The 24,051-nt window shown below is 49.3% G+C and carries 25 protein-coding genes and 1 pseudogene; 23 read left to right on the forward strand and 3 right to left on the reverse strand.

Features of this window, described 5'->3' with window-relative positions; translation table 11 throughout:
* Positions 1-47: 47 nt before the first annotated feature.
* The 17 genes and pseudogenes from modA to OM416_RS25255 all read left to right on the forward strand — a co-directional run bounded on the left by modA (position 48) and on the right by OM416_RS25255 (position 13,978).
* A complete protein-coding gene (gene modA, locus OM416_RS25175; protein ID WP_264934199.1) occupies positions 48-920 on the forward strand; it encodes a molybdate ABC transporter substrate-binding protein in 873 nt (290 codons plus the stop codon).
* Positions 917-1,603: a molybdate ABC transporter permease subunit gene (modB, locus tag OM416_RS25180; RefSeq protein ID WP_264934201.1), complete on the forward strand. Its 687-nt coding sequence runs from the start codon at positions 917-919 to the stop codon at positions 1,601-1,603. The genes modA and modB overlap by 4 nt, the downstream gene beginning before the upstream one ends.
* A 273-nt stretch (positions 1,604-1,876) precedes the next feature.
* The gene (locus tag OM416_RS25185; protein ID WP_264934204.1) at positions 1,877-2,209 is read left to right on the forward strand and encodes a hypothetical protein; all 333 of its coding nucleotides are present in this window, start codon (positions 1,877-1,879) and stop codon (positions 2,207-2,209) included.
* A 153-nt stretch (positions 2,210-2,362) separates the two neighbouring features.
* A pseudogene (locus OM416_RS25190) lies at positions 2,363-2,803 on the forward strand (amino acid ABC transporter ATP-binding protein); the annotation flags it as partial.
* A 121-nt stretch (positions 2,804-2,924) separates the two neighbouring features.
* Complete coding sequence (locus OM416_RS25195) at positions 2,925-3,212, forward strand: hypothetical protein (RefSeq protein WP_017692509.1); 288 nt, start codon at positions 2,925-2,927, stop codon at positions 3,210-3,212.
* 23 nt (positions 3,213-3,235) lie between these two features.
* The gene (locus OM416_RS25200; protein ID WP_017692510.1) at positions 3,236-3,577 is read left to right on the forward strand and encodes a hypothetical protein; all 342 of its coding nucleotides are present in this window, start codon (positions 3,236-3,238) and stop codon (positions 3,575-3,577) included.
* Positions 3,574-3,873: a hypothetical protein gene (locus OM416_RS25205; protein WP_062837871.1), complete on the forward strand. Its 300-nt coding sequence runs from the start codon at positions 3,574-3,576 to the stop codon at positions 3,871-3,873. The genes OM416_RS25200 and OM416_RS25205 overlap by 4 nt, the downstream gene beginning before the upstream one ends.
* A 1-nt stretch (position 3,874) precedes the next feature.
* On the forward strand, positions 3,875-4,216 hold the full coding sequence (locus OM416_RS25210) for a hypothetical protein (RefSeq protein WP_264934206.1): 342 nt from the start codon (positions 3,875-3,877) through the stop codon (positions 4,214-4,216).
* Positions 4,217-4,468: 252 nt separating this feature from the next.
* Positions 4,469-5,563, forward strand: a complete 1,095-nt coding sequence (locus OM416_RS25215) for a glycosyltransferase (RefSeq protein WP_264934207.1) — start codon at positions 4,469-4,471, stop codon at positions 5,561-5,563.
* 64 nt (positions 5,564-5,627) lie between these two features.
* Positions 5,628-6,767: a glycosyltransferase gene (locus OM416_RS25220; protein ID WP_264934208.1), complete on the forward strand. Its 1,140-nt coding sequence runs from the start codon at positions 5,628-5,630 to the stop codon at positions 6,765-6,767.
* 66 nt (positions 6,768-6,833) lie between these two features.
* Positions 6,834-8,456, forward strand: coding sequence for a glycosyltransferase (locus OM416_RS25225; protein WP_264934209.1), 1,623 nt, complete (start codon positions 6,834-6,836; stop codon positions 8,454-8,456).
* Positions 8,457-8,470: 14 nt separating this feature from the next.
* Complete coding sequence (wecB, locus tag OM416_RS25230) at positions 8,471-9,562, forward strand: non-hydrolyzing UDP-N-acetylglucosamine 2-epimerase (RefSeq protein WP_062838047.1); 1,092 nt, start codon at positions 8,471-8,473, stop codon at positions 9,560-9,562.
* On the forward strand, positions 9,555-10,541 hold the full coding sequence (locus tag OM416_RS25235) for a polysaccharide biosynthesis protein (protein ID WP_145151501.1): 987 nt from the start codon (positions 9,555-9,557) through the stop codon (positions 10,539-10,541). The genes wecB and OM416_RS25235 overlap by 8 nt, the downstream gene beginning before the upstream one ends.
* Positions 10,538-11,365: a dTDP-4-dehydrorhamnose reductase family protein gene (locus tag OM416_RS25240; RefSeq protein WP_264934210.1), complete on the forward strand. Its 828-nt coding sequence runs from the start codon at positions 10,538-10,540 to the stop codon at positions 11,363-11,365. Before OM416_RS25235 ends, OM416_RS25240 begins: the two co-directional genes overlap by 4 nt.
* Positions 11,347-12,288 carry an NAD-dependent epimerase/dehydratase family protein gene (locus OM416_RS25245; RefSeq protein ID WP_264934211.1) on the forward strand — a complete coding sequence of 314 codons (942 nt, stop codon included), beginning with the start codon at positions 11,347-11,349 and terminating at the stop codon, positions 12,286-12,288. The genes OM416_RS25240 and OM416_RS25245 overlap by 19 nt, the downstream gene beginning before the upstream one ends.
* Positions 12,285-13,001: a glycosyltransferase gene (locus OM416_RS25250; protein WP_264934212.1), complete on the forward strand. Its 717-nt coding sequence runs from the start codon at positions 12,285-12,287 to the stop codon at positions 12,999-13,001. Before OM416_RS25245 ends, OM416_RS25250 begins: the two co-directional genes overlap by 4 nt.
* Positions 13,002-13,261: 260 nt before the next feature.
* On the forward strand, positions 13,262-13,978 hold the full coding sequence (locus OM416_RS25255) for a glycosyltransferase (RefSeq protein ID WP_264934213.1): 717 nt from the start codon (positions 13,262-13,264) through the stop codon (positions 13,976-13,978).
* Positions 13,979-14,485: 507 nt separating this feature from the next.
* Here OM416_RS25255 and OM416_RS25260 read toward each other — a convergent pair.
* Both OM416_RS25260 and OM416_RS25265 read right to left on the reverse strand, forming a co-directional pair.
* Positions 14,486-14,656 carry a hypothetical protein gene (locus OM416_RS25260; RefSeq protein ID WP_167350959.1) on the reverse strand — a complete coding sequence of 57 codons (171 nt, stop codon included), beginning with the start codon at positions 14,654-14,656 and terminating at the stop codon, positions 14,486-14,488.
* Positions 14,653-15,891, reverse strand: a complete 1,239-nt coding sequence (locus OM416_RS25265) for a glycosyltransferase family 4 protein (protein ID WP_264934214.1) — start codon at positions 15,889-15,891, stop codon at positions 14,653-14,655. The genes OM416_RS25260 and OM416_RS25265 overlap by 4 nt, the downstream gene beginning before the upstream one ends.
* A gap of 184 nt (positions 15,892-16,075) precedes the next feature.
* Here OM416_RS25265 and OM416_RS25270 point away from each other — a divergent pair, with 184 nt between their 5' ends.
* Both OM416_RS25270 and OM416_RS25275 read left to right on the forward strand, forming a co-directional pair.
* On the forward strand, positions 16,076-16,435 hold the full coding sequence (locus OM416_RS25270; RefSeq protein WP_145151487.1) for a hypothetical protein: 360 nt from the start codon (positions 16,076-16,078) through the stop codon (positions 16,433-16,435).
* Positions 16,436-16,698: 263 nt separating this feature from the next.
* Positions 16,699-18,183: a DHA2 family efflux MFS transporter permease subunit gene (locus OM416_RS25275; protein ID WP_264934215.1), complete on the forward strand. Its 1,485-nt coding sequence runs from the start codon at positions 16,699-16,701 to the stop codon at positions 18,181-18,183.
* A gap of 57 nt (positions 18,184-18,240) precedes the next feature.
* Here OM416_RS25275 and OM416_RS25280 read toward each other — a convergent pair whose 3' ends face one another.
* Positions 18,241-19,314, reverse strand: a complete 1,074-nt coding sequence (locus OM416_RS25280; RefSeq protein ID WP_264934216.1) for a glycosyltransferase family 4 protein — start codon at positions 19,312-19,314, stop codon at positions 18,241-18,243.
* 245 nt (positions 19,315-19,559) lie between these two features.
* Here OM416_RS25280 and OM416_RS25285 point away from each other — a divergent pair, with 245 nt between their 5' ends.
* The 4 genes from OM416_RS25285 to OM416_RS25300 are packed head-to-tail and all read left to right on the forward strand — an operon-like array spanning position 19,560 to position 23,818.
* Positions 19,560-20,693 (forward strand): ABC transporter ATP-binding protein, encoded by a 1,134-nt coding sequence (locus tag OM416_RS25285; RefSeq protein WP_264934217.1) that lies wholly within the window; start codon positions 19,560-19,562, stop codon positions 20,691-20,693.
* On the forward strand, positions 20,690-21,406 hold the full coding sequence (locus OM416_RS25290) for an ABC transporter permease subunit (RefSeq protein WP_062837857.1): 717 nt from the start codon (positions 20,690-20,692) through the stop codon (positions 21,404-21,406). The genes OM416_RS25285 and OM416_RS25290 overlap by 4 nt, the downstream gene beginning before the upstream one ends.
* 4 nt (positions 21,407-21,410) lie before the next feature.
* Entirely contained in the window at positions 21,411-22,805 is a 1,395-nt protein-coding gene (locus OM416_RS25295; protein WP_264934218.1) for a GldG family protein, read from the forward strand.
* Entirely contained in the window at positions 22,802-23,818 is a 1,017-nt protein-coding gene (locus OM416_RS25300; RefSeq protein WP_264934219.1) for a DUF4340 domain-containing protein, read from the forward strand. Before OM416_RS25295 ends, OM416_RS25300 begins: the two co-directional genes overlap by 4 nt.
* The last annotated feature ends 233 nt before the right edge of the window (positions 23,819-24,051 follow it).

A 24,051-nucleotide genomic window follows, 5' to 3' on the forward strand; every position in this document is an offset into this window, starting at 1 on the left:
TTAATTATATCTAGTTATAACTAAACATAACATTGGGGGAGAAGTATATGAGAAAGAGAATTGGATATTTGTTAGGCAGTATGTCACTGGGACTAGCTCTTGTATTGGCTGGTTGTGGCGCAAGCACGGGCACTACGGATACATCCACGGGTGCAGAGCAAACGACTTCAACGCCAGCGGCATCAGGCGAAAGTTCATCAGCAGGCAATGCGGATCCACAGGAAGCGGTAGATCTGACGATCTCTGCGGCGGCCAGTCTTACGGATGCCATGAAGGAAATAGAAACGAATTTTGAAACAGCGAATCCCAACATTGCACTGAACTTCAACTTTGGCGCATCGGGTGCCTTGCAACAGCAGATTGAACAGGGTGCACCGGCTGATATCTTTGTGTCAGCGGCAACGAAAAATATGAATGCGCTGGTGGACGAAAACCTGATTGCATCGGGCGATCAGAAGAATCTGCTACAGAATTCACTGGTGGCGATTGTGCCAGCAGATGGGACAAGTACAGTAACCAGCGAAACGGATCTCACCAGCGATTCCATCAAGACAGTAGCGATTGGAATTCCGGAAAGTGTGCCTGCGGGAACCTACGCCAAGGAAGCTCTGACGAATGCGAAGCTATGGGATGAACTGGAAAGCAAGCTTGTGCAGGGGAAAGACGTTAGACAGGTTCTTCAATATGTAGAGACAGGTAATGCAGATGCAGGATTTGTATATAAAACGGATGCTCTTACTTCGGATCAAGTGAAAATTGCGTTTGAGGTGGACAAAAACAGCTACACACCTGCCAACTATCCGGTGGGCATTATCGAAGGAACGAAACATCGTACAGAGGCCGAACAATTCTATGCGTACTTGCAAACCCCTGAAGTATTGGATATCTTCGAGAAATACGGATTCACAATTCCGGAATGAATGTGAACGCCATAGACTGGTCCGTATTCTGGTCACCGGTGCGCCTGTCGCTTCAGGTTGCGCTGTTATCCAGCGTAGTGGCCACTGTGCTCGGAATTGCGATAGCCTGGAAGATGTCACGTACTTCATTTCGGGGAAAGATTCTACTGGAAACGGCATTTATGCTACCTTTAGTACTTCCCCCGACGGTGGTCGGATTTCTGTTACTTGTCATACTGGGACGTAAAAGTGTACTTGGACAATGGATTGAAGCGATATTCTCTGCGCCGGTTATTTTCTCCTGGTGGGCAGCGGTGATTGCTTCGGTGGTGGTTGCTTTCCCGTTGGTGTATCAGACGATGAAATCGGGATTCAGCGGTGTGGATCGTGATCTGGAAGATGCGGGCCGTTCGATTGGGGCGAATGAGTGGCAGGTCTTTCGTTACATTTCCTTGCCGCTCGCAGGCAGAGCATTGATGACCGCTTTCATCCTGGGCTTCGCCCGGGCACTCGGGGAATTTGGAGCGACACTGATGATTGCGGGTAATATTCCGGGTAAAACGCAAACGGTACCCACCGCAATCTATGTCGCTGTGGATTCGGGCAATCAGACCATGGCTTGGGCGTGGACTGTTTCCATTATTATCATCTCGTTTCTCATGTTACTGATGACCAGACAGCAGCGAGATGGCAAAAATAACTGATTTGATATGTGTTAATATTATATATAAAATAATGAAAAACCCGTTTTGAGGAAAGAACTTTTTTCCTTAACGCGGGTTTTTATTACCAATTTCATATGTACCAATATTAATACCCTGCCAAATTGGTCTTAATGGAAATGTAAAGCTGTTTTAACATAAATAAATAAAAAAAATTCCAAAATTTAATCGTTCAGCACTCGCTTTCAGTGGGCTTGTTCCTGTAAGATAGAAGTAACTGATTCCAGCCAAGTACTGAAATAAGGAGAGACGACGATGAACACTAAACCTGATTGCGGCGTTTCGTTGCAAATCGATGACTATCTGGATCTTTTGCATTTTGCCATCCAAATTCAGGATCAGGAATGGCAACAATCCCTTATCCACCAACTCAAAATATTTCAGACGGCGACGGAGCAGCAGCGCACACCTGAAGAGGAATTATGGACACGGTTTGATTACATCAACAGCAAACTGACAGGTCTTTGCCACCAGATTCATGCCGCTCATTCCATGGATGAACGCAAGAAATTCGAGGAACGAATCGGGCTCTTGCAATTACAGCGATTGGAAGTTGCACGTAAAATTAAATGGGCGAGTCGCAGATAGATGGTCGTGTAAAACACCAAGTGATGTATCGCCAAAATAGTATAATTCAATGAGATCCATACATGAAGAAGTCATCCGCCAATCGGGTTTTGGGGATGGCTTTTTCGCGTACTGTAGAGAAATCCTATAACCTTATCAGGATGTCCTATTAGCTTAGTTATTGCCCAGAAAATACCCAAAGCTGAATCAAGAACTCGCGCCTTGCGTGTGCTTGAACAAGTCGGACTGTCTGCCAAAATCAATGAGTATCCGAGTATGTTGTCCGGTGGACAACAGCAACGGGTGGGGATTGCCAGAGCATTGGCACTGAATCCCGAAGTGATTTTGTTTGATGAACCGACCTCGGCGCTGGACCCCGAGCTGGTGGGTGAAGTATTGTCTGTCATCCGCTCTATTGCTCAAGAGGGTATTACCATGATTGTGGTTACCCATGAAATGGGTTTTGCCCGTGAGGTGGCGAATCGGGTTGTTTTCATGGATGGAGGCTCTGTTGTGGAGGAAGGAACACCGGAAGAGGTATTTGTGCGTCCGAAACAGGAACGTACTCGCCAATTCCTCAGTCGATATTCTTCTGACTGGAGTTATGTCATCTGACGATATAGGCGCAAGCTGTAGTAACTGACGATCCCGGCCCGGCATATGCTGTAACAGGCAAATGCTGATAGGCCGGGTTTTTCTATGGGTGAAGCAGGCCGTGACGGTAAGGAGGAGGACCATGCAGAGCAAAATCGATGAAATCATCACACATATTGCACACTCTCACCAACAGATCGCACGTGTGCTGGATGCCAAACGCCAAGTCGCTGTACGCATGTCTGAAATCATCAATCATTTGCCAGATATCGAACCGGAGTTGGATGGCGTTGACGGTCTGCTGGATAGCTCGGGGCAAATCAACAAAAGCATTATCTCTTACTTGGGAGGCCTTGCAGATCTGGAAGAGGCTGTAGCCGAAACGCTGACCCAAGTCATGCGGGAGATCGCGGTTCAAGAGGAAGAATAAGCCCGGAAGGCGGGTGAAGGAACATGAGTAGAGAACAGAGCCTCATTCTGATGCTGGACGCAGCAGCCAAGATGCAGTGGAATATTGCCCTGATCCTGGAGGCAAAAGCGATTGAGGCCGAGAAGGTACGGAACTGGACGCTGAATCATCTGAATGGGGATACCTTTCTGACGCATGGGGATCAGGTCGGAGAGCCACTCAAAATGCATGATCAGCTGGTGGAATTGCTGGAAGGATTGACCCGGATGGAAACCGGACTGTGCAACAATCTCAAAGCGGTGATGGTACAGAACGATAGCGAAGATGGCGGCGGTATGGACGGTGGCATGTTTGGCGGCATGGATCTGGGAGACATGGGAAAATGAGTCTGATGCGGCGTGAGCAGGAAGCGAAACTGGCTCTCATTGAATCTATTGCACATAGTCAGCAGGCGCTGGCACGCATTTTGGACAGTGTAGCCAGCGTATCCGCTCATTCGGAAGTATCCGCCCGCAGTCTGGCCGAGAACATTCGTTTACTGAGTCGCTATCAGGAAGAGATGTCTCGTATGGTTACGGGAATCAGGCTGGCCCGAATCCAGCATGGGGAGCCTGGCTTGCCTTGGCTCAAAGACCCCGGGTGTGCAATTCGTATCGTTCGGGATATACAGGAGGAATGTTAACATGTTAAAGAAGAAGAAAATTCGACTGAGAACCAAAAGAGCTTTGGTAACCCGTGGAGCCCGTCTGCGCAAAATCCGCAAACTGCGTGCGCTCAAAGCGAAACGTGTTCTTCACAAACGCCCGCTTAAAGGACGCAGTGCGTGGCTCAAAAAAAAGAAACGTACGGTACGGCGGCACCGGAGTCCGAAGCCCGTACAACCATTCGTCCCGGCTACCCCTACCGATCCGAACCCGGACAGTGCGTACAGCCAGGGATACAACGAGGCGTACAACGAGGGATTCAACGCGGGTTTCGCCAAGGGATTCGAGGACGGACATCAGCTGGCGTACAAAGCACAGTAAACGAGTAGACACGATTATTCCTGCATGGAATGATAATTGCCTAACAGTTAGCCCGGGGGGACAGATCCCTCCGGGTTATTTGCATAGCCGCAAAAGCGGACATGCCCGTACAGGCGTATGTGGAGGGCAAGCGCCAATTTTGCGCCTTGCAGGACACCCGTCCATGATGCATCTGACCCCGAGGCATATCCTTTAGAGGGAAGACCAATCACGGGGAGAGTCTGGAAGTGAGATCTCCTGAAGGAAGACAGGGTGAAGAATGTGGCAAAACGAAGACACCGTCCGCTGACCGAAGCGGAGACGGCTTACCGCGGCGGATACGCAGAAGGCCGCAGATTTGGCGGCTGTCAGGCCATGATGGAGCGGGTGCAGATGTTTCAACCGACCCTGCGGGACATGAAGGTGCTGTATATTCCCCAAGGATTCGATGCCATCGATGAAGGTGTAACCTTGGCCCTGCAGCAGTCTGTACGTGAATGCGTTGTTGGATCGCCAGCAGCGATGTTGCAGGAAGCCAGCCAGCATCGGCCCGATGTCGTGCTTGTCATGAATGGTCTGCATGTGTTCCCCGCAGATCATCTGGAGCAGGTGAGCGGCATACGTGCACTCGGTATTCGAACAGCTGTATGGTTTGTGGATGATCCGTATTTCACCGAAGATACAGCGACCCTCTGTCAGCACTATGATGTCGTGTTCACGCATGAAGAGGCCGCGGTGCCCTTCTATCTGGGACATGGAGCGAGCCAGGTCATCTATATGCCGCTCGCGGTGAATCCAGGTATGTTTCAACCGCGCCGCACGGCACCGCAGCATCAGAACGACATTTGTTTTATCGGTACAGGGTTCTGGAATCGGATTAAGTTGTTTGATGAGCTGGCCCCTTTTCTCGCAGACAAAAAGGTGTTCATCGCGGGTAGCCAGTGGAACCGACTGGCACGCTTTGATGTACTTGGCCGTTTTATTCACGAAGGATGGATTGACCCCGGAGCGACAGTGGATTATTACAATGGTGCCAAGATCGTCATTAACGTTCACCGGACTTGCGAGAATGGGGAAGACAATCGCAACACACACCATCTGGAAGGCCGCTCTATTAATCCACGGACGTATGAGATCAGTGCCTGCGGCACGATGCAGATTACGGATGCACGCGGAGATCTGCCCCGTTATTATCAGCCGGGCTATGACATCGAGACGTTCAGCAATGCGGCAGAGCTTCAGCACAAGATCCACTATTATCTGAAACATGAGGAGGAACGGCAGGCGATGGCTTGGCGTGGACTTCTCACCACGATGAATCAGCACACGTTCACTCGTCGCATTGCTCAGTTGCTGGAACATTTGTAATCCCATTCCCATCTGAAGTAAAGCACCAACGAGAACCCTATCCCAAAAATAAAGGAGTGGCGGTATGTCTCTTAAACACCGTAAAACTAAAAAGGTTCATGCACCCGTACTCAGCCTGGCAGATCAAGCACGCAAAAATGGGCAACATGCCGGATATGACGCGGGTAAGGAAGAAGGATATCTGCGCGGTCGCGCCAACTATATTGTGAATTGTGCACAGGAACCGTTGCCTTTCCGGCAGCTTCACGTGCTGTATGTATCTTCGGGTAAAGGCTTCCCATACTCTCCGCTGGATGAGGCCATTATGGCTACATTGCAGGGCATGGTAGCTCAGGTAACTCTCTCTGATCCGCGTCAACCAGTTTCTGAAATTGCATTACAAACGCGTCCTGATCTGGTGCTTGTGCTGGACGGAATGGATATTCCTATCGAGCATATCGATGCGATTCGCCAAGCAGGCATTCAGACGGCGATCTGGCTCACGGATGATCCGTATTATACAGATATGACGCTGGATATCGTGCATCATTTTGATCATATCTTCACGCTCGAACTGAACTGTGTGGAACTATACCGTCAAAGCGGTTGTGCATCCGTTCATTACCTTCCTTTTGCAGCCTTTACCAATCACTACTTCCCAATTACAACTCCTTCCCCATTAAAAAGAGATGTTAGCTTCATCGGCTCGGCCTACTGGAACCGGGTGTACTTCTTCAACCCGATCATGGCACAGCTGATGTCACACAATACGGTATTTAACGGCATCTGGTGGGACCGCCTGCCTGACTACACTGCCTATGGCGAGAAGATTGAACTTGGCCGCTGGATGAGTCCGCAGGAGACCAACGATGTGTACAATGGCACCAAAATTGTCATCAACCTGCATCGGTCCCACGAAGATGACTCGGTCAATAACAATCACCTCAAAATCCCGCCGGCTTCACCGAACCCGAGAACGTTTGAAATTGCCGCATCCACAACGCTACAGCTGACCGATGCACGGGATGATATTGCCCGTTTCTACAAACCAGGTGTGGAGATTGAGACGTATTCCTCCCCGCAGGAGTTGCTCGACAAGGTGGAATATTACCTTACTCATGAGAAGGAACGTCGCGAGATCGCACTTCGAGGGCTCGAACGTACACTGAAAGACCACACGTACGGTAAAAGAATTAATGAAATGTTAACCATCATATTCCCTTAATTTTGGCCGGGAGGAGGTGTGCACAGTACCCTGTATCGGATGTCCGCATACAGGGTCCGTGCGGCCATGGCAATGAAACCAAAGCTGATGTTGTTTTCCCATGTGTGCAACACCCGCAGCATTACGGGCGCGGAGAAGCTGCTGCTTCATTTTATGAGGGAGATCGGTACGATCTTTGATTGTGTGCTTGTAGTTCCGCAGGAGGGGAAGCTTGCGGGGCTTGCACGAAGATTCGGCATTCAGGTCAAAATATGCAATCTGCCGATGCTTCACGGTGTGTACACACCTTACCGGGGCATTGCAGACGATGCGGAGCATCTTCGCCATACACCAGCGTATCAGGAGGCGGTCTCCCTGATTCGGGAAACCGCGCCTGATATGGTGCTAACGAACACCTGCGTCAATGTAATGCCGGCAGTAGCGGCGAAATCGCTTCAGATTCCGATCATTTGGAAGATCACCGAGATCATTCACTCGAATGAGCATACAACCGAGGCGATCCAGATGATTGGCCGGTACTCAGACTGGATTATCGGGATATCCGAGACAGCGGTGGCCCCATTTCATGAAGCCGGCATGGGTGACAAACTAACCGTTATTTCGCCTACCTGGGAACCCGCGCTACCCGCACCGGACCGCTGGGTTCATCTGCGTGAGCGCAAGCGCAAGGAACTCGGTTTCAAGTCATCACAGACCTGTATCGGTTATATTTCTTCCTTTATATATGATGCCAAAGGGTTGAAACCTTTCGTAGATATGGCTTTGAAGATCTGTGAAACGCATTCGCGCTGTCGTTTCTGGATCATCGGCGCTCCATCGGATAAAAAGTATTACGACGAGTGTGTATCACGGGTGAAGAAATCCGGGTATTCGCGCCGCTTTACCTTCACCACATTTGAAGAGAATGTATCTCTGGCGTATACCGCCATGGATATTGTAGTCATTCCGAGCATGGTCAAAGAAGGATTTGGCATGACCGCACTGGAGGGCCTCTATTTTGCCAAACCAGTCATCGCCTTCGCTCAGGGTGGACTGAAGGAATTGATGGAATCCGTAGGCAGTGATGCCTTTCTAGCCCCACCGGGGGATACCGAAGCGCTGGTCACATTAGCGACAACCTTGCTGAATGATTCCGAGCTGGCCTCGGACACGGGGTGGCGCAATCGGACAGAAGCGGAAAGGCTCTACGGGATTGAAACCTACCGAACGAAATTGCATACGATGGTGACACAGTGGTTGTTACGTTTTCCCGGATGGTTTACGTACATCCAGCCTCCGAATGGACCTGTGTACACATGGGGAGAGGGCGGATTACGCACAGTACTGGCTCTGGAACCTGCTACAGTGCGGGCACTCTTATTCCCACTGAGCGTCATCCAGGCGTTGCCGCTTTCCTCATTACCTCCGATTGCATTGGGTCACGATGCTCCGGGTGCAGCGGCTCGCTCCGTTGCAAAGCTCATTCAACAGGGTGGCAGAACGGGGAAACGTCGACGCAAATCACTTGCACCACATACTCGCCGAGACCGTGAGGGCTTTAAACAAGCTTCGGGTAATGGCAAACGTAAGGGGAAACCCCGTACAACGAAGGGACCGCGTCCGCATATGGGAAAATCGGCTAGTCGCAGACGTAAATCTGCCAAGGCGGGACGTAGCCGAGTGAGGCGCAAAGGTTCCAATACAAGATGAAGGCAGGGATTACGATGAAGATCATGACGGTGCTGGGTACGAGACCTGAGATCATTCGACTCAGCCTGATCATTTCCAAGCTGGACCAGTACGCGTCCAAACATATTCTGGTACACACGGGACAGAACTTCACGGAAAGTCTCAGCGGTCTCTTTTTCAAGGAAATGGGCCTGCGCGCACCGGATTACGTTCTCCAGGATGAAGCGGCCTCCCTGGGACGGCAGTTGTCCTCGATGTTTACGCAGATGGAAGATCTGATATTGCAGGAGAAACCCGATAAATTACTGCTGCTCGGTGATACCAATAGCGCATTGTGTGCTGTGCTGGCTGAGCGCATGGGGGTTCCTGTTATTCATATGGAGGCAGGCAATCGTTGCTTCGATCTGGATGTGCCTGAGGAGAAGAATCGCAGAGTTATTGATGCCATCTCCACCATTAATATGCCTTACACGGAACAGAGCAAGAAACATCTGGTTAGCGAAGGTGTACCGAGCAGAAGAATCGTGCTCACAGGCAATCCAATCTATGAAGTGATGCAGCACTATGACGCACAGGTAAACTCCAGCAAAATTCTCAAAAAGCTGAAGCTGAAGTCCGGGCAATATTTTTTGGTTACCGCTCATCGTGCCGAGAATGTCGATCATGCCCCTCATTTGCTGGAGATTATGAAAGGGTTGAATCAGGTTGCAGAGGAACACGGTTTGCGTGTGATCTGCAGCATTCATCCGCGTACAGCGATTCGGATTGCGGAGCATCTGCAGCTGGAGATGAACCCACTGGTGGAGTTTCACGAGCCGTTTGGATTCTTCGACTTTGTGATGCTCGAACGGCATGCACGTTGTGCACTCACGGATAGCGGCACCGTGCAGGAGGAGTGCTGCATTATGGGTGTGCCGACCGTGACCATGCGTCGAACGACAGAGCGCCCAGAAACGGTGGATTGCGGAAGCAATGTGGTCTCCGGTCTGGATGCGGCACGCATCGCTGATTGTGTGAAAGTCATGACGCAGATGTCTACTGATTGGGACTGTCCGCAGGGCTACAAAGCAACAGATGTATCCAGTAAAGTGGTTAAATTTCTGCTTGGAGGGAAAATGCATGTTTGAAAATAAGCGTATACTCGTGACTGGCGGTACGGGATCATGGGGTTATGAACTTGTGGCTCAACTGCTGCCCCAGCAGCCGAAAGAAATTATTGTGTATTCCCGGAACGAGTCCAGCCAAGTGGCCATGAGTCGTGATTTTGAAGACTCGCGTCTTCATTTCCGGATTGGAGATATTCGTGACAAGGACGCCTTGACGGCTGCCTGCCAGCATGTGGACTATGTATTTCATCTGGCTGCGCTCAAGCATGTTCCGGTATGTGAAGACCAGCCGTACGAAGCACTCAAAACCAATGTGATTGGTACACAGAATGTGATCGAGGCGGCTATTGAGAACAAGGTGGAAAAAGTCATCTATATCTCGACTGACAAGGCTGCCAATCCGTCTAACTTCTACGGCATGACAAAGGCCATCGGCGAGAAATTAATCGTATATGCCAACTTGTTGCACAGCGATACCAAGTTTGTTACGGTGCGGGGCGGGAATGTATTGGGAACAAACGGCAGTGTGGTGCATCTGTTCAAGAATCAGATCCGTCAGAAAGGGCAGGTCTCTATCACGGACATGAGCATGACTCGATTCTTTCTTACCCTCAAGGACGCCATCACGCTGCTGTTCAAAGCATCGGTAGAGAGTATGGGCGGAGAGATCTTTGTCATGACGATGCCGACATGCAAAATCGTTGATCTCGCTGAGGTGTTGATTGAGGATTCCGGCGTGGAGAATGTGGCTATTGTGGAACGTGGCATTCGTCCAGGGGAAAAAATCCATGAAATACTGATGAGTGAATTCGAGAGCATGACTACTGTGGTCTACGATGAGCAGTATCTGGTCATTCTCCCGACCCTCGGTATCCCGGGACTGCGTGAACATTACAACAATTGCCCTCCCGTCTCCTTCAACAGCTTCAGTTCCGAACATCAACTGATGACCAAAGAGGAAATTCGTGAAATTCTGAAACGCGGAGGATTTCTGTCATGAAACTGCTGATACTTGGTGGGAACGGAATGGCCGGCCATATTCTGGTCGACTATTTCCGCCGTCAAGGTGTACACAGCGTCTTCTACACAACTCGGGATGTCACGGACCCGAATGGTCTACTCCTGGATGTGAACGACAGCTTCATGGTCGATCGGCTTGTAGAAGCAGTGCACCCGGATGTGATTATTAATGCTGTAGGTGTGTTAAACAGCTTCGCAGATGAGGACAAAATCACCGCATATCATATTAACGGTTTCCTGCCGCATCGTCTGCGGCGGGTTGCGGATGAGATTGGTGCACGCCTGATCCATATCAGCACAGATTGTGTGTTCAGCGGGGACCGGGGAGCATACCGCGAAGATGATGTCACGGATGGGACTTCTGCTTACGCCGTTACCAAAGCACTTGGTGAAGTTCAGGATGAAGGTCATCTGACGATCCGTACGTCCATTATCGGACCCGAGATTCGGAAAGGCGGCATTGGTTTGATGCAATGGTTTATGTCTAGCACAGGTGAAGTTGGCGGGTATACCCGTGTATTTTGGAACGGTGTGACCACGCTTGAGCTAGCCAAGTGGGTTGATCATTACCTGACATCATCCGTTAGTGGCCTCATCCATCTGGCTCATCCGGCTCCGGTCAGCAAGCATGACTTGCTTGTGTTGTTCAAGCAGACCTGGGATAAGCAGGATGTGACGATTGTGCGTGATGACAGTATGGTGCAGGACCGTACGCTGGTATCGACTCGCGAGGATGTGAAGACAGACCTGCCGGATTATTCTACAATGCTGAAGGAGCTGGCATTATGGATGGAGCAGAGCTGACAGGCAAGAAAGTACTGATCACAGGCGCCTCGGGATTTACCGGGCGACATGCGGTTTCTTATTTTCGGGAAGCGGGTGCAGTGGTTGCAGCGGTAGTCCGGAGACCGGATGTGTATTCATTCGGTAAAGGCGACCAAGTCCATGTCTGTGATCTAAATGATAAACAGCAAGTGCGTCACCTGATCGACGAGGTGCAGCCAGACTATGTACTGCATCTCGCCGGCAAAAATTCCGTACCCGATTCGTGGGCAGATCCGCTATTGGTGCTGGAGACCAATGTGATGGCTGTGCTTTATTTGCTGGATGCACTTCGCAGTTGTCCGGCAGCACGAACCGTTATTGTGGGATCAAGGTTAAAATATACGCCGGGACCCGGCCGGATTCCCCAGCCGCCGCACCCGTACAGTCTTAGCAAAGCACTGGAAGAGATGGTGTCTTTGTCTTGGATGTCGCTCTTCGGACAGCAGATCATGCTGGCGGAGCCGGGCAATCTGATCGGTGCCGGTCCTTCTACAGGTATCTGTTCACTGCTTGCGCGCCATGTTGTTGCGTGTGAGCAGGCGGGCAAAACCGAGGCATTCCGTCTGTCCGGACGGGACAGCACCCGTGACTTTCTGGATGTGCGAGATGCGGTCAGAGCATATGCGACCCTCCTAGTAGAGGGGGCTAGCGGTACGGTATATCCGGTGGTGTCCGGAGTCGAGCGTAGTCTTGGTGAAATTGCAGATCTGCTGTTGTCCATGACAGAAGCAGAAGTACCTGTTCGCTGGGATGGGGCATCTTCCGGTCCGGATGGTGCGGGGAAACAGGAGGAATTATCATTGCTGCGTAAGCTTGGCTGGCAGCCGCTGATTCCATTTGCCACATCGCTGCAGGATATTCTGAGTGATGTTCGTGCACAGCAAGGGAGGTCGACAAGTTGAGTCCAAGAGTGTCCATTGTGATTCCATTCTACAACTGCCCTTACGTGCCACAGGCGATCCAGAGTGCGCTGAACCAGACGTATCCCGATGTGGAGATTGTTGTTGTGAATGACGGATCTACCCGGCATGCGGAGCTGCTTCAGCCCTATCTTCCTTATATTAATGTGCTTGGCAAAAGCAATGGGGGGACCGCTTCGGCACTTAATCATGGCATCCGCCATGCCTCTGGTGAATATGTCGTTTGGCTCAGTTCGGATGATTATCTGTACCCTGATAAAATCCGGCATCAGCTTGCGTTTATGCAACGCGAGAATGTGCTGGTTTCTCATACGAACTTTCATTACATCAATGAACATTCTGCCGTGACCAAGTTGAATGGAGGGCCTGCACCGATGGCTGATCTGGACTGGTTACGATTGTTCGTTAATGGTAACCCGGTCAACGGTTGTACCGTCATGATCCGCAAGGATCTGTTCAGCGGGGTGGGGTTGTTCGATGAACTGCTGCCATATACGCATGATTTGGATCTCTGGCTGCGTATTATTCTGAACGGTCATCGTTTCCCATATCTGAACGAGCCACATACCGCATATCGCTGGCATGGTGGAATGGGGTCGGTACGTCATGCGGATGTCATCGGTAGAGAGGCATCCATGGTATGGTCCAGATATCGCGAACCGTTGTTGCAGCGTATAGCGGCGCTTGGCGGGTAGCGTAGGAGGGTAGTTATGAGGCCGGAAGGTGGCTGATTAACGCCCTCTTTGCGTAGCAATTTTTGAGGTGGGGGGAAGTCGACTAACGGTTCTTATATCACACGCCTAAGCATCTAAGGTTAGCGAGCTGAGTTGTTGTGCATCCGTATCGAAATGTGCTTCCGCAGCACCGCAGCTGCCCGATACCGATCGTATTGATCTTCATATAATAGAGGAAAGCAATCGCTACGCAGAGACAAGCGGAGGAAGGGGAGGCCCGAATGGAGCCGAAAGTATCAATCGTTATTCCTTTTTACAATTGTGCTTATATCGAGCAGGCTGTTCACAGCGCCATTCACCAGACGTATCCGCATATTGAAGTGATCGTGGTGGATGATGGTTCAACCGAGCACGTGGAGAAGCTACAACCATTCAAGGATTCTATCCACTATATTCGCAAAGAAAACGGTGGAACCGCAACAGCATTAAATGAGGGCATCAAACAGGCGACAGGGGAATATTTTGTCTGGCTCAGTTCAGATGATGTGATGCTGCTGGATCGGGTGGAGAAACAACTGAAGTTTATGCGTGAGGTCAAGGCTTCATTCTGTCATGGTGCCTACCATTATGTGAATGAGAAAAGTGAGTGGTTGGATACGGTGCAGCCGGAAGTGGGCAGTCGTCTGGAGATGTTGCAGGTACTGCTGGAAGGTTGTCCGATCAATGGCTGTACCGTCATGCTAGAGATGGAGGCATTTGAGCGGTTCGGCTTGTTCGACACTGATTTTCGCTATACCCATGACTATGAGATGTGGATGAGACTGTTTCCAATGTATGAGCTGTTTTATTACAACGAACCTCTGATGTGCTACCGATTGCATGAATCCATGGGAACCAAACGCCATTTCAAGGCACTGGTTGCCGAGATGGAACGGGTTCAGGAGAAGCATCGACCTACGCTGCTCAATCTGCTACATGTTGGTGGGTACTGGAAATAGATAGATTTGGCGAAGAGGGCTGAAAGAAATAGGTGTTAAATATTAAGAGAGCACAGTCTACAGCATTAATTTGCTATAGATGGGATGCTCTCTCTTTTTAATTCATCGACGCATGCTAAAGGGCAGGCGAAAAGTTCAACAATCTGAATATGTATTCCAGGTTGGCCACAGATTAAAGAGATCTGGATTTTATCTAGCTCTAGGCCCTAACGAATCTGCGACGTCTTATTGGGGCAATTACCATGAAAAATAAATTCTAACGAATCTCAATCACGTTATTTCTTCCGAGAATGGCTTCCGAACCTGAAAATCGACCATGATGGACGAAATAACATCTCTGTGATTCGTTACATGTCAGCCTTGTGTAAAAGGAAACAAATAGCGTGTGTTGGATTCGTTAGAACACAGTAAAGCGAACAGGGGTGTCCTCAGTCATTCGTATGACAAATGGGACACCCCTTGTTTCATATTCAGGCATGTTATATGAATATGGCTTGTATTGAAGCCTCAGTCCTTTGAATTCATGATCGCCATCGATGCCGGATCGGGAAATACATATCCTTTAGGTAGCTTCTTCATCAATTCATTCATTGCAGCGTAATCCACGTCGATGTGAGGTGTGGAAACCGGAGTCGAGAACCAGCGATTGTACAAATCACTAGGTACAAGTAACGTCATATCGTGAGTCCTCCTCTGTAAATGGCTTCTTGATAGACTTGTAATGTACGAAGTCCCATCTCTTCCAGTGAGCGGTTTTCTTCAGCCCAGGCTTTGGCCGCAGCACCCACTTTTTTACGGGTAACGTCATCCTCCAGAAGTGCATGCAACAATTCGCGGAGCGAATCGACATCCTGCGGAGGCACGACCCACCCCGTGCGTCCAGGGTCAACCATCTCAGGCATGCCGGCCGTACCACTGACAATAACGGGCACACCGGCCAGTTGCGCTTCCGTAACGGAGAACGGCTGGGTGTCCTGCAGGCTGGGTTGGACATAAATGTCGGCATGGCGCAGGAAGGAAGGAATATTGTCCAGCTTGCCCCAAAACACAACATCGGCTCCAATGCCAGCCGCCGTGACCTGTGCCCGCAATTCCTCGATCAGGTTGCCTTCTCCTGCGATCCAACAGACCCAATCGGACCGTTTACTTTTCAGACTGGCTAAAGCCTTGATCAACACATGAACGCCCTTGATATATTCAAGCCTTCCGGTAAAGGCAATGACTTTTTTGCCTGCGGGTGGTCGCTGGCGGAACTTCGTAGCTGCTAATGAACGGTAGGCTGACAGGTCCACGGCGTAGGGGATTATCCGAAACTTTGATTCGGGAACCGCAAGCTCTGTAAGCGTGCTCTTGATCCAGTGACTGGACACCAGAATGAGCTCAGACTGTGCAGCACTTCGTTCTTCCAATGAGAGAAAATAACGTCCGCGTTTCGATTGTAAATATGATGATAGGGTAAGCTGCGGGTTGGAATTTTGAGCATCGTAGAAGGCTTCGCGTGCAAGAGCTCCATGATAGCTGGTAACGAGTGGAACATTACGGTTCAAAATGCGTTTTATCGCTACGGCGGCTACCGGATCTTGCGCATGGATGACGTCATAATGGTCCACTCCCAGATAAGCGGCAGCCATCTCGAAGGCATATCTATTCAATTCATAATAAGCAAGAAGAGAGTCGGCTGTGAATTGTGGCAGATCGGTTGGGTTGAGCTTGGCTTGCAGCATGGGCCACACTTTATCCTTGGAGAAAGCACGATTCAGATTACGAATATATATTTCGTTATTGGCACCATTCGTGCCCATGATATCAACCTCTACACCAAGCGCCATCAGCCTGTCGGCCAATTGTTTAACATATGTCCAGATCCCACCCATATGTGTAAGCTCCCAATACGTAACGAGCAGAACTCTCATAGCTACCTCCTTGTCACGGCCTGCACCGGCCGAGCTTCTATCCTTTTATTCTATGAAAAAAGAGGACCGGAAGGTCGGGCATTTCCGTGTAAATGTTCGAAAATGGGTGAATGCAAATGGCAATGGACGAGAGGGAGCATATCCTATGAACAGGAAGGTTCATGCTCCGAAGGAGGGTTCTACAGTGGCGGTATATTTACTTGAGATTCATGAGAATTTGCTACAGACATTTGTTCCCGTCAAGTACATGGATGTGGAGTTGGCCTATGTCGGCGGCGAAGAAGGGACGGATGTATTTGTTGGTGGAGCCAGTATACATGGAGAACTGTACCGGCATCTTTTTCATCTCGGGCCCAGTTCAGGGGGAGCGGGCGGTAATCAGGTCATTCATAATTTGGATGTGTCATCCGAGCCTTATGAAATGAGGATCATCAGCAATAGTTCAGCACCGAATCATCTGGTTATTCGGATGTATTGCAGAAGTATTCACGGTCAAACATTGGGCATACTGTCAGAATATCAGATGATGAAGCTCGCAGATTGATATGGACATAATTAAATAAGCATGATCAGCCAACATGTGGAGCAGGGAAGAGCCTGTTCCATTTTTTTGTGGTGCATCCATAGTGGAATTATCTCGAAAAAATAGCTTGACAGCAAAGGTATTTTCATTAAAATTAGATCAGTATTAAACAAAAGTTTAAAACGACGGTTTAAAACGATAGTTTGAAATTAGTCGTAAATATAGGCTGAGTGAGACGCAGGGATAAACCTGTGATCCGCTAGCCGGAAAAGAGTGTGGAGAACGTGAAAGAACAAACAGCAGTTCCCCAGGAGCCGGCAGAGTTTTCAATCAAAACAATTATACTGCCACTCCTGGCTATTATCGTCGGAATGATTATGGTTATTCTGGACAGCACGGTCGTGAACGTGGCCATTCCGAATCTTGTTCAATATTTCGAAACGGACCTTAAGACCATCCAATGGACGGTTACGGGTTACACCCTGGCATTGTCTGCGGTTATTCCGCTGGCAGGTTGGTTAACTGACCGTTTTGGTGCCAAAAGAGTATTTCTGTTCACGATTGCCATGTTCACTTTGGGTTCTGTATTATGCTCGATTGCCCAATCGCCTGAGCAATTAATTATTTACCGTGTCATTCAGGGTCTCGGTGGAGGCATGGTTGCTCCAATTGGTATGGCGATGGTCTTTCGTCTGGCTCCTCCTGAGCGAAGAGGCTCCATCATGGGGATGCTCGGAATTCCGATGCTGCTTGCCCCTGCATTGGGTCCGGTGTTGTCCGGGTGGTTTATTGAATCACTGAGCTGGCACTGGATCTTCCTGATTAACTTGCCAATCGGTATTGCGGCTTTCATTCTATGTATCAAGTTCTTGCCTGATACGGATCGTGGACGCACGCCTGCACTGGATCTGCTCGGCATGATTCTGGCGCCAATTGCGTTCTCGATGCTTGCTTACGGTGTGAGTGAGGGTGGAACGAGCTGGACATCTGCAACAACACTTACGGGTGTCATTGTGGGCGGCGTAGCGCTCATTTTGTTCATTATTGTAGAACTACGTCATCAAAATCCATTGCTCGAACTTCGGGTATTCAAATCATCTGACTTCTCACGGGGGATTGTTCTCGCATGGGTGTCCCAAGTGGCGCTGTTCGGTGCGATGATCCTGATCCCGTTATATTTGCAGCAGATCAAAGGGTACACTGCACTGGAAACAGGATTGATTCTGCTTCCACAGGCTTTGGCTTCCGGAGTGGGTATGCCGCTCGGCGGTCGATTGTTTGATAAAATCGGTGCGAGACCTCTGGCCTTCGTGGGTCTGGGAATTATCTCGGGAGCATTGTTTATTCTGTCCTCCATCACGGCAGAGACAGGTCTTGGTCTGATTATAACGGCGCTGGTCATGATGGGTCTGGGTATGGGCTTGTCCATGATGCCGCTCAATACGCATGTATTGAATGCTGCACCGCGCAAGTTGGTTGGACGGGTTACACCGCTGACGGCTGCTGCACAGCAAGTGGTTGTATCCTTTGCGGTTGCCGGACTTACGGGCTTCCTTACCTCAAGAATTGCAGACAATACAACGAGCACGGAGCCGACCGCTATAGTTCATGGTTTGGTGGGAGGTTTCAATGATACGTTCTTCCTGGCGGCTTGTATTGCATTGTTCGGATGTTTGCTCAGTCTGATTCTGCGCAAGCCAAAACCAATGCCGCAAGAAGATCTTCAAAATGGCGACAAGCCTGATCCCGCGATGATGATGGGACACTAAAATGTAACCCTATTAAGGCAGTTCAGAGAATCTCTCTGAGCTGCCTTTTTGCGATCCTCAATGGAAAACACGCAAGGCGGTCATCATTTCACGGAAAGAATGGGCATACCGATCTGGTGAAAAAGACAAGCTCATATGCTGTCTGCCCTGAATGCGAATATACTCCCGCAGTTTCTTGTTTTTCATGAGGTCCTTTGCTTCGGAGACAGCTGCCTTTATATTGCCAATCGGATAGAACTTTCCAGTCTTATTATGTGTGATAAATGAACGCACACCGTCCGAATCGGTACTGAGTACCGGGCAGCCACAACTGATGGCTTCAGCAACGGCATAGCCGAATCCTTCCAACAGGGAAGTGGATAACATGATTCCTCCTGAAGCGGCAATCATGGAATAGAAGGTAGGCATCTGAGAATGGGGAACATTGATGAAGATACCAATCTTATCTTCGAGCCCGTATTCTGCCAGCATGTGCCGGAACATGACTTCATCTTCAGGGTTAGCCAAGGTGGGATCGTGGAACAGCCATAGTCTGGCTTTCGGATTTTTTTTGATGATCTCACTGGATATGGTCAAATATTCACGCCAGTTTTTGTTGTGTTCGAGTCGTCCTACCCAAGCCAGCACCGGATAGGGTGGGGTATCCACCAAGATGGGGGCAAAGGTGTCCGTATCCAGCATATTGGGAATAACAAACCGATGAAGCCAAGGACAGATATGAATGAACATATCCAGCAGATGGTCTGTGGGAGGCAATACGGCGGCATCACAATGGGCTTGAAGATAAGGTACAGCCATCTGTATCGTTTCCAGAGCCTGATCACGTGTGCCAAGTCCCTGCGCTTCAAAAATAATTCGTCCTGTATAACCAAGTCCTCTCAAGCGGCCGGGCATCGCGATGTCTGAAGTGGCAATGATGGCATCATAATGATGGGTATGAATTAAATGATGGATATCCTCGTCACTGGACGCGGTGAAAATCGGTGTATCACTGTTGTTCTGTAATCCCGAGCCTGTGTTGAGATACAGCAGGTGCGCTTCAATGCCATGACGTTTCAGAACCGCGGTGCGCAGTCGATTTAACGTATCCACGCCACCGCTTGGAACATAAAACGTGAATAATACTTTCACACGATTCACCCTCTGACTTTTGGTCAGGAGCACATTCTCCTGTACTCTATGTTACGTTGGCTTTAAGCGCAGGGTGTGGGTGTTACTGTGAATGTTCACATTTTGGACAATTATTTTTAAGCTTTCTTTTAAGTGACATTAAGCTGAGGCTAGGATAGCTCACGTAAGATACAAGGAACTTCCCGTGCCCATCATCTATTGCAAACGATGGTGCACGGGTATTTTAACGGGAAAGGATGAATGATGTGCTCGAAGTGAAACAGGTCAGCAAAGTGTACGAAGGGCAGCGTGGCGTGCATCAACTGGATTTCACCATGGAACGTGGTGAGATTGTCGGGTTTCTCGGGCCCAATGGTGCCGGGAAAACAACAACGATGCGTATGATTACGGGCTATCTGCATCCAACCGCGGGTTCCATTATGGTGGATGGAGTGTCGGTGCATGAGCAGGGTCAGCGTGTTCGTTCCAAGATCGGGTATCTGCCTGAAACACCGCCGCTCTATCCGGATATGACAGTGCAGTCCTATCTCAGATTCGTAGCGAATCTGCGGGATGTCCCGGCACGTGAGGTCAAGCTGCGGGTCAGTGAGATGGTTAGCAGATTGGGACTTCAGGGTCGGGAAAAACAATTGGTACGTGGTTTATCCAAAGGCTACAAGCAACGTCTCGGATTGGCGGGAGCCATTATTCACAAGCCGGATCTGCTGGTCCTGGATGAGCCAACATCGGGGCTTGATCCGAATCAGATTATCGAGATCCGGGATCTGATCCGAGAGTTGGGCGAGAACCATACGGTGCTGCTCAGTACACATATTTTGCCTGAAGTGAGCACGCTCTGTAATCGAATGTTGATCATTAATCAGGGGCAACTTGTGCTGGATGGTTCACCTCAGCATTTCGGCTCAGCGATGGGGGATCAGTTCAAGGTGTCGATTGAAGTAAAAGCCAATGCGGAGCAACTACATAATGTGCTGTCACCATGGGAGAAGGTGCGGAGTGAAGTCATTCAAACCTCGGATGCGAATGCCGTCAAAGACACTTCACTGACTTCAGCTTCAACGGATACGGTTAAAATGCTGCTCACCGGAGAAAGTGCGGAAGATTTTCGGGAAGAGCTATTCTACCTTTTGTCCGGTGCAGGTTTACCGATACTGGAGATGAAGAAGGAGAATCTGAGTCTGGAGCAAATCTTCCTGAAGCTGACCACAACCGAAACACCGGACACAGACGCGAACTCGGCAGATGTGGATAAGGTTGTTGGGGCAGAGACGGACCAGGACGTAACTTCGGACATTGACTCGTCGAGTGTATTGGGAACATCAGCGAGTGCATCAGCGGATTCCTCGCCCCATTCTCGTAAAGGGGAGGACTCCAAATGAGACGAATGATGGCGGTATGCAATAAAGAGCTGCAAGCTTATTTTCTGTCACCAACGTCCTATTTTGCTTTTGCTGTATATGTACTGATGACCAGTCTGTTGTTCTATTCAAGCTTTGTATATTACCAGCCGAGCATTGTCGATTATCGTCTCGTGTTGGGGGACACGTTGTCCATGCTGTTGTTTGTTGTACCATTGCTGACGATGCGTTTGATCGCTGAAGAATTCAGACAGGGAACGGATGAATTGCTGCTGACCTCTCCGGCACGTGTGTCGGAAATTATTTTCGGCAAATATCTCGCTTCTCTCGCCATTCTGGTCGTGCTCATCCTGTGCAGTCTGGTGTATCCCTTCATTATGTCGTTCTATGGGACACTGGATATGACTACGGTATGGATGTCTGCGCTGGGGTTATTCTTCCTGGGTGGAAGCATGATGGCGATTGGACTGTTCGCTTCAACGTTATCCCAGCATCAGATGGTGTCTGCGGTGGCTGGTTTTATTATTTTGCTCGTTTTGTGGATGCTTGATTCATTCGCAGGCAATACGGGATCTGCTTTGCAACAGTGGCTGGACCCGTTTGCCCTGACTAACCGGTTCGACAGCTTCATGAAAGGTGTGCTTAGTGGGCCGGATATCTTGTACTATGTCACACTTTCAGGTGTATTTCTGCTGTTAAGCATTCAAATTGTGGAACGGAAGCGGTGGAGGTGAGAAGATGAAAAAATGGTTAAGTCATACCAACAGTACCGTGCTGTCTGTAGCGGTGATTGGCATCTTTATTTTGCTAACACTGTTCCTGAATTCACTTGGCGGCTTCCAGCTGGATCTGACCTCGAATAAACAATACACGTTATCTGACCAGTCCCTTACTGCGATCAAAAACGTGAAGGACGACGTCAACATTCTGGTGTTAACCGTCGAAAATGCCAACAACACGGTCCTGAACCGTGAGGTCACGGACATGGTGGAGGAGTATACCAAACGCAACAGCAAGCTAAAGCTAAAACAGTATAATCTGACGCAGGAACCTGCGCTTGCATCCAAATACGGCATAACAGGCAGCTCCATTGTACTGGAGCAGGGAGATCAACACAAAGTGATTGATATCGCGAGTCTGTTCACCGCGACAGGTGACGGCAGTGACGGATCATATCAGTTCACAGGTGAGGAAAAGCTGACGCAGGCGCTCATGAATATGTCATCCACGGAGATGCACAAAATGGTCTTTTTGACCGGACATGAAGAGTTGAGTCTTGATCAGATGACCACACTTCAATCCTCCTTGGAACAAAATAATGTGCAAACGGAAGAGTTGCAGCTGAATCAGGCTGGGAAGGTTCCGGAGGATGCAGATGTGCTCGCTATTATTGGTCCACAACGTGATCTCAGTGATACGGAAATGAAAGCCATTCGCACCTATCTGAGTAATGGAGGCAAGCTGTTATTATCCCTTGGATTTGTGGAAGATATGAAATCCAGTTGGAAAAACATCGATGCCCTGATGGCTGACTATGGCGTCGTGGATGAGCATGCGGTCATGGTGGATAACCAACAGGCAAGTACGATGGGTCCGCTCTGGGTTGTGCCGGAGTATGGTACACATGCTATTACGGACAAACTTGCTGAGAGCCAATTGTATCCGATGTTGTCGCTGTCGATTGCGTTGACTAGCAAAGAACAGGATAAATATACCCTTTCCCCGTTAATTCATTCTTCGAATGACAGTTATGGGGAGACGAATATCGGCGGTTTATTGCAAAATGAAACAACCAATGATGCTGAAGAGGACATTCAGGGTCCAGTGGAATTGGGGTATGCAGCCGATACAACGGATGGTAAACCGAAGGCAGTTATTCTGGGCTCGTCCATTTTCATGCAGGATTCGGAAATTGCGAATGGCGGTAATCGGGACTTTATTTTGAATACAGTGAATTATCTGAGTGAAAAAGAAGATGGATTAACGATTCGTCCACGGGTTCAAGCCGGTTATGAGATGGCATACCTGAACGGTGAACAGGCTAGAACGATCTTCTTTGTGGCGATTGTGGCGTTCCCGCTCATCTTTGTTATACTCGGTGTACTCTTATGGTGGAGGCGCAGACGGGTATGAGAAAATGGATCCCAACGATTCTGGTGGTTATCGTACTGATTGTGGGCTGGGTGTACGCGGCCAGTCAAAATTATTTTCGGGAAGAAGAAGCGGTACAAGCCAAGTTACTTGGTATTCAATCTGTGGATATTCAATCCATCACGATACATGACACAACGGAGGAAACATCTGGTGCAGCAGCATCTTCGACTTTGACACTTGAGAATGGCGTCTGGCAGATGATTGAACCGAAAGCCTATCCTCTCAACGGTTACAGTGTAAGCAGCTGGCTGGATGCTCTGAGTGGTGCGAATCAGGAACTGGTGGTGGAAGAAGCACCGACGGATCTGAATAAGTACGGGTTAGGAACAGATGCTACTCGATTGGAGATCAAACTCAAAGATAATCGGGAGGTTAAACTGGCTATTGGTGGACAGCTTCCAGCAGATGATGCGCGTTATGTGCGTGTTGATTCGGGCCCCGTAGTTGCCGTGCAGACAGAGGCGATTACCAACATGGCTTTGACTCATCGTGATTTGTTGGACACCACCCCTTTCAACATGGATGAGACGAATGTTGGATCTCTGGAGTGGGAAGGTGAAGCATCTACCTGGATGTTGAAATCGACATCGGAGAACAGTGCGGCAGAGCAGGCCTGGACATTAAATGGAAAAACAATTGAAGCCACAGATGCAGTTTCGCTTATTGGCAAAATCAAAAACCTGTCGACAGCAGATGATGTGCGCAAAGCATCTGAGTTGAAGGATACAGTTCCCCGATTCACCCTGTCTGTTGAACAGACGGTCAACGGGCAACAAGTTCGAGATGTGTATCGGGGACTTACGGTGCCATCCAAACCGGATCAAATTTGGGTCATTACGCCGGATGGTCAGTGGGCCTATGCCATGGATGCGACGAGTCTGACGGAAGCCGAGAAATTCCCGGATACGATTAAAGCATCAACAGCTTCTTCGGAAGAATCATCGAGTTCTGCAAATGACGAAACGACTTCCTCATCAACTGACGGGAAATGAGCGAGTTGAAGGATAAGTAATTATAACTAACTTGAAATGAAATTCAAGTTACCTTTAAGGCAGTGCTGCGAACAAAGCAGCACTGTTTTTTTGTTTTTTAAAGGCAAAAATCTCACTGCCCACGGATCAAAACTGAAAGCAAAATACCACAACCCGAAGACCAAATATTACAGGGTAAGGTACCATATCCTTTCAGCATATCGGTACGTACAGAAGCACATCCTATCTTTGTG

Origin of the sequence: Paenibacillus sp. LS1 (assembly GCF_026013365.1) — a bacterium.
GTDB lineage: Bacteria > Bacillota > Bacilli > Paenibacillales > Paenibacillaceae > Paenibacillus.

What these genes read in the sequence shown, in the direction of transcription:
- modA (WP_264934199.1), top strand. Translation starts at nt 48, where the DNA reads ATGAGAAAGAGAATTGGATATTTGTTAGGCAGTATGTCACTGGGACTA.
- modB (WP_264934201.1), top strand. Translation starts at nt 917, where the DNA reads ATGAATGTGAACGCCATAGACTGGTCCGTATTCTGGTCACCGGTGCGC.
- OM416_RS25185 (WP_264934204.1), top strand. Translation starts at nt 1,877, where the DNA reads ATGAACACTAAACCTGATTGCGGCGTTTCGTTGCAAATCGATGACTAT.
- OM416_RS25195 (WP_017692509.1), top strand. Translation starts at nt 2,925, where the DNA reads ATGCAGAGCAAAATCGATGAAATCATCACACATATTGCACACTCTCAC.
- OM416_RS25200 (WP_017692510.1), top strand. Translation starts at nt 3,236, where the DNA reads ATGAGTAGAGAACAGAGCCTCATTCTGATGCTGGACGCAGCAGCCAAG.
- OM416_RS25205 (WP_062837871.1), top strand. Translation starts at nt 3,574, where the DNA reads ATGAGTCTGATGCGGCGTGAGCAGGAAGCGAAACTGGCTCTCATTGAA.
- OM416_RS25210 (WP_264934206.1), top strand. Translation starts at nt 3,875, where the DNA reads ATGTTAAAGAAGAAGAAAATTCGACTGAGAACCAAAAGAGCTTTGGTA.
- OM416_RS25220 (WP_264934208.1), top strand. Translation starts at nt 5,628, where the DNA reads ATGTCTCTTAAACACCGTAAAACTAAAAAGGTTCATGCACCCGTACTC.
- OM416_RS25225 (WP_264934209.1), top strand. Translation starts at nt 6,834, where the DNA reads ATGGCAATGAAACCAAAGCTGATGTTGTTTTCCCATGTGTGCAACACC.
- wecB (WP_062838047.1), top strand. Translation starts at nt 8,471, where the DNA reads ATGAAGATCATGACGGTGCTGGGTACGAGACCTGAGATCATTCGACTC.
- OM416_RS25235 (WP_145151501.1), top strand. Translation starts at nt 9,555, where the DNA reads ATGTTTGAAAATAAGCGTATACTCGTGACTGGCGGTACGGGATCATGG.
- OM416_RS25240 (WP_264934210.1), top strand. Translation starts at nt 10,538, where the DNA reads ATGAAACTGCTGATACTTGGTGGGAACGGAATGGCCGGCCATATTCTG.
- OM416_RS25245 (WP_264934211.1), top strand. Translation starts at nt 11,347, where the DNA reads ATGGATGGAGCAGAGCTGACAGGCAAGAAAGTACTGATCACAGGCGCC.
- OM416_RS25255 (WP_264934213.1), top strand. Translation starts at nt 13,262, where the DNA reads ATGGAGCCGAAAGTATCAATCGTTATTCCTTTTTACAATTGTGCTTAT.
- OM416_RS25260 (WP_167350959.1), bottom strand. Translation starts at nt 14,656, where the DNA reads ATGACGTTACTTGTACCTAGTGATTTGTACAATCGCTGGTTCTCGACT.
- OM416_RS25265 (WP_264934214.1), bottom strand. Translation starts at nt 15,891, where the DNA reads ATGAGAGTTCTGCTCGTTACGTATTGGGAGCTTACACATATGGGTGGG.
- OM416_RS25290 (WP_062837857.1), top strand. Translation starts at nt 20,690, where the DNA reads ATGAGACGAATGATGGCGGTATGCAATAAAGAGCTGCAAGCTTATTTT.
- OM416_RS25295 (WP_264934218.1), top strand. Translation starts at nt 21,411, where the DNA reads ATGAAAAAATGGTTAAGTCATACCAACAGTACCGTGCTGTCTGTAGCG.
- OM416_RS25300 (WP_264934219.1), top strand. Translation starts at nt 22,802, where the DNA reads ATGAGAAAATGGATCCCAACGATTCTGGTGGTTATCGTACTGATTGTG.